Source organism: uncultured Campylobacter sp., from assembly GCF_938045225.1.
Lineage (GTDB): Bacteria > Campylobacterota > Campylobacteria > Campylobacterales > Campylobacteraceae > Campylobacter_A.
Genome location: NZ_CALINL010000074.1, coordinates 1 through 3784 on the forward strand (window position 1 = coordinate 1; position 3784 = coordinate 3784).

5 protein-coding genes are annotated in these 3784 nt (G+C 43.0%); 1 reads left to right on the forward strand and 4 read right to left on the reverse strand.

Annotation, left to right across the window (positions count from 1 at the left end):
* Window positions 1–455: 455 nt before the first annotated feature.
* On the reverse strand, window positions 456–1439 hold the full coding sequence (gene purM, locus Q0200_RS03165) for a phosphoribosylformylglycinamidine cyclo-ligase (RefSeq protein ID WP_297937603.1): 984 nt from the start codon (window positions 1437–1439) through the stop codon (window positions 456–458).
* Window positions 1440–1512: 73 nt separating this feature from the next.
* On the opposite strand from purM, the gene coaE reads away from it, so the two are divergent.
* The gene (gene coaE, locus Q0200_RS03170) at window positions 1513–2181 is read left to right on the forward strand and encodes a dephospho-CoA kinase (RefSeq protein WP_297937605.1); all 669 of its coding nucleotides are present in this window, start codon (window positions 1513–1515) and stop codon (window positions 2179–2181) included.
* A 154-nt stretch (window positions 2182–2335) separates the two neighbouring features.
* On the opposite strand, the gene Q0200_RS03175 is transcribed toward coaE, so the two are convergent.
* The 3 genes from Q0200_RS03175 to rpmI all read right to left on the reverse strand — a co-directional run bounded on the left by Q0200_RS03175 (window position 2336) and on the right by rpmI (window position 3638).
* Window positions 2336–2824, reverse strand: a complete 489-nt coding sequence (locus Q0200_RS03175) for a hypothetical protein (RefSeq protein WP_297937606.1) — start codon at window positions 2822–2824, stop codon at window positions 2336–2338.
* Between the two features lie 169 nt (window positions 2825–2993).
* Window positions 2994–3347 carry a 50S ribosomal protein L20 gene (rplT, locus tag Q0200_RS03180; protein ID WP_002944116.1) on the reverse strand — a complete coding sequence of 118 codons (354 nt, stop codon included), beginning with the start codon at window positions 3345–3347 and terminating at the stop codon, window positions 2994–2996.
* Between the two features lie 99 nt (window positions 3348–3446).
* Window positions 3447–3638 (reverse strand): 50S ribosomal protein L35, encoded by a 192-nt coding sequence (rpmI, locus tag Q0200_RS03185; RefSeq protein ID WP_004317422.1) that lies wholly within the window; start codon window positions 3636–3638, stop codon window positions 3447–3449.
* Window positions 3639–3784: the final 146 nt, after the last annotated feature.

The window sequence follows — 3784 nt, forward strand, 5'->3', positions numbered from 1 at the left end:
TTTAGATACGATAACGGTAAAGATACGAAAACCTTCTATCATATTTTACTAAAGACGATAAGAGGTCTTATAAGTAATAAGACGAAGTCGTAGCTAAAAATCCGCTTAGCTTATTTTGAGCCTTTATTTAATACAATACTTAATTTCTAGGATTTGGGTTTTGTTAAATTTGAATAATATAATTTTGCGCCTGTTTGGTTTATGGACTAACTTTTGGCTTGCGCATACTAACAAACGCTAACATTATTTTTTCTAAATTTAGCGCTGTATCCAGGGTTTAATAGATATTTTGCAAACAAACAAAAATAAAAATCGACTAACAAAAAGTCTAATCAAAAGGGTAAATAAATTTAGTGATAGTTTTTGTAGAATCATATGGCAAACAGAACAAATTTACCGCCCAAATAGATATTTGGCTCACAATGTATTTACGAGCCAAAGTTAAATTTGCCTGCTTAAACTAGCTGTGCACCCCCGCCTTTTACGATCTCGCCGATGACGTAGCCGTCGGTATTTGCCAGCACAAAATCAGCGTTTTCTTTCGGAGCTACGATGATCATACCCACGCCCATGTTAAACGTCCTCATCATCTCGGCGGGCTCTACCTTTTGCGCGATGATTTTAAAGATTTCGGGCGTGCGGATCGAGGCATGCTCGATCTTCGCACCTAGTCCCTCCGGAAATACGCGCGGTAGATTTTCCACTATGCCGCCGCCCGTGATGTGCGCGAGCGCGTGGATTTTGTCTTTTAAATTTAAAAAGTTGGCGACGTAGATCCTGGTCGGCTCCAAAAGCACGTCGATAAGCGCGCGACCGCCTACCTTGTCGTCAAATTTTAGCCCTAGCTCGGTGATTACTTTGCGCGCGAGCGAGAAACCGTTTGAGTGTAGGCCACTGCTAGGAAGCGCGATGAGCACGTCGCCCTCGCGTACGAACTTGCTGCGGTCGATCTCGTCCTCTTCGGCGATGCCCACGGCAAAGCCTGCGAGGTCAAAGTCGCCTTTCTCATACATCGAGGGCATCTCCGCCGTTTCGCCGCCGATCAGCGCGCAACGGGCGAGTTTGCAGCCCTCGGCGATGCTCTTTACGACCTCTTTGGCGTCCGCGATCTCGAGCTTCGCCGTCGCGTAGTAGTCGAGGAAAAACAGCGGCTCGGCGAAGTTACAGATGAGATCATTTACGCACATCGCGACGAGGTCTTGACCCACGCCCTCAAATTTGCGCGCGTCGATCGCGAGTCGCAGTTTTGTGCCCACGCCATCGGTAGCGCCTAGGATCGCGGGCTTTTTGTAGCCGGCAGGTAGCCTCACTGCACCGCTAAACGAGCCGATACCGCCCAAAACGTGCGGAGTTTGCGTCGCTTTGACGAACGGTTTTATCGCGTTTACGAAGTCATTTCCCGCGTCTATATCGACGCCAGCGTCTTTGTAGCTTATCATTTTTGCCCTTTGTTGAAATTTGGTTAATTTTAGCCAAAAATTGCTAAAATCGGAGTAAAAAATCGGAGGCAAAATGCCGCAATTTAAACACGCCGTCGTCATCACGGGCAGCATCGGTAGCGGTAAGAGCGCGGTTTGCGAGCTACTTCGTGATCGCGGATTTGAGATTATCGACGCCGATAAGATTTCGCATTGCGTTTTGGATCGCTGTGCCGCGCAGGTGGCTGAAATTTTCGGAGCGCAATACGTCGTGCAAAAAGACGCGAAAGCTGAAAATTCTGGTTCGCAAGCGGAATTTAGCGTTAGTTCAGGCGAGGAAATTTCGTCCGCCACCTGCGCCTCGGTGGACCGAAAAAAGCTAGGCGAGCTGGTTTTTAAAAACCCCGCTGAGCTAGCAAAGCTCGAAGCGCTGCTGCATCCAAAGATAACGGCTGAAATTTTATCGCAGGCGCAGGCTTTGGAGGCAAAAGGAAAGCTTTATTTTGTCGATATTCCGCTGTTTTTCGAGGGCAAGAGGTATGAGTTTTTTGACAAAGTCACGGTCGTTTATGCGCCAAAAGATACATTGATTGCGCGCGTGATGAAGCGAAACGGGCTCGATCATGCCGCTGCAAAGCACCGCGTGGAGTTGCAAATAGATATCGAGCAAAAGCGTGCCGTGGCGGATTTTGTTATAGATAATAGCGGAGATTTGGAAAATTTAAGAGACGAAACCGGGTCTTTTTTGGAAAAATTAGCTTAAATTTACATATATAAGACTTTAAAAATAGCTTACCTTGCTATGGCACGGTATTTTTTGCTATTTGAACACTGCTTTAGTCGCTTGGCAACGGCAGTTTGTCGTCATATCTAGCCCTGCTGCTACTTGTGACGCAAACTACGTTGATTATTTTGGTTTATTTGCAGTCTTTGCTTTCAAGTTTTACCCGAGTAAGCTCTTTGTCTTTTATATAATAAACAAAATCGACGCCGTCAGCTATCTCTCGTACCGCCTTTAACCGCGTATCTTCGCAAAATTCTTTTTTGAGTTCCTTTGTTTGCTCCTCTTTTAGCTCGGCTATATCTTTATCGTTTAGCGCGTTTTCATCCATTTCTAGGCCTTTTCCAAGCATATATTGATAAATGATGCGACGATTTTCACAGCTGATTTTTTCGAGCGTATTTATCTCATCTAGTTTTCTCGGGAGACCTGAATTTAGTCGCGCCAGCATTTCTTGCACATTTGATGCTTCGCATAGATTTTCTTTCATTTGTTCTTTTGCGTATTCTACTTTACTGCCTACAAAAACTTCTACGCCGATCCAGATCGCGACGGCGATGCCTAAAATAATAAATAAAATTTTGTTGAGTTTGTTTAGGTTTTGATTTAGTTTTTGTATGTCCATTTTTACTCCTTAAATTTAAGGCGTTATCTTATCAAAAAAACGAAAAATAAAAAATTAAAATTTGGAGCGGAATTTGTTTTATTGTGATTTTTTTTTGGGGGGGGGGGAACGATCAAATTTAATTAAAATAAATAATCAAAGAAAAAGGAGCGGGAACCGCCCCTGGGTATTATAAAGCAGCCTTTGCTTTTGAAGCTAGCTCGCTGAAAGCTTTTGCGTCATTCATAGCTAGATCGGCTAAGATTTTTCTATCAAGCTCGATATTTGCTTTTTTAAGTCCCGCGATAAAGCGCGAATAGCTAATGTCGTTTAGGCGGCACGCAGCATTGATGCGCACTATCCACAAGCGGCGGAAGTCGCGTTTCTTGCGGCGTCTGTCGCGGTAAGCATAGACCAAACTTCTTTCTAATTGCTCTTTAGCTTTTCTAAAGTGTTTGTGTCTAGCGCTGAAAAAACCTCTAGCTAGTTTTAAAACTTTTTTATGGCGTCTTCTTCTAACTACGCCTGTTTTTACTCTTGCCATATTTATCCTTTTACAAATTGGCGCTCACGAAGTGAGTCTTGCCCCTAAATTTGGGGGAGTTTGAATGACTTTTTGTCAAAAACTTAAATCTACAGCTGCTTATACGCCGAGCATTTTGCGAACGGCTGGGACATTTGTGCTGTCCACGTATTTTGGGCCACGCAAATCTCTCATACGCTTAGTAGGTTTTTTTGTTAAGATGTGGCTTCTAAAAGCAGAGCCTCTTTTTATCTTATTTTTACCTACTTTAAAGCGCTTAGCAGCACCGCGAACGGTTTTCATCTTTGGCATGCTAATCCTTTTTGAAATTTTATACGCAAGTGCGTAAGTTTTGGATTATAGCGAAAAATCCTTTAGAAAATTTAAATTTCACTTAGACAAATTTGCAATAAATTTACATTAAACTTAAAAAAATTTTAAAATTTATAATTAAATTA

Excerpts from the sequence above, each read along its gene's own strand:
- coaE (WP_297937605.1), top strand. The coding sequence starts at position 1,513 with ATGCCGCAATTTAAACACGCCGTCGTCATCACGGGCAGCATCGGTAGC.
- rpmI (WP_004317422.1), bottom strand. The coding sequence starts at position 3,638 with ATGCCAAAGATGAAAACCGTTCGCGGTGCTGCTAAGCGCTTTAAAGTA.
- rplT (WP_002944116.1), bottom strand. The coding sequence starts at position 3,347 with ATGGCAAGAGTAAAAACAGGCGTAGTTAGAAGAAGACGCCATAAAAAA.
- purM (WP_297937603.1), bottom strand. The coding sequence starts at position 1,439 with ATGATAAGCTACAAAGACGCTGGCGTCGATATAGACGCGGGAAATGAC.
- Q0200_RS03175 (WP_297937606.1), bottom strand. The coding sequence starts at position 2,824 with ATGGACATACAAAAACTAAATCAAAACCTAAACAAACTCAACAAAATT.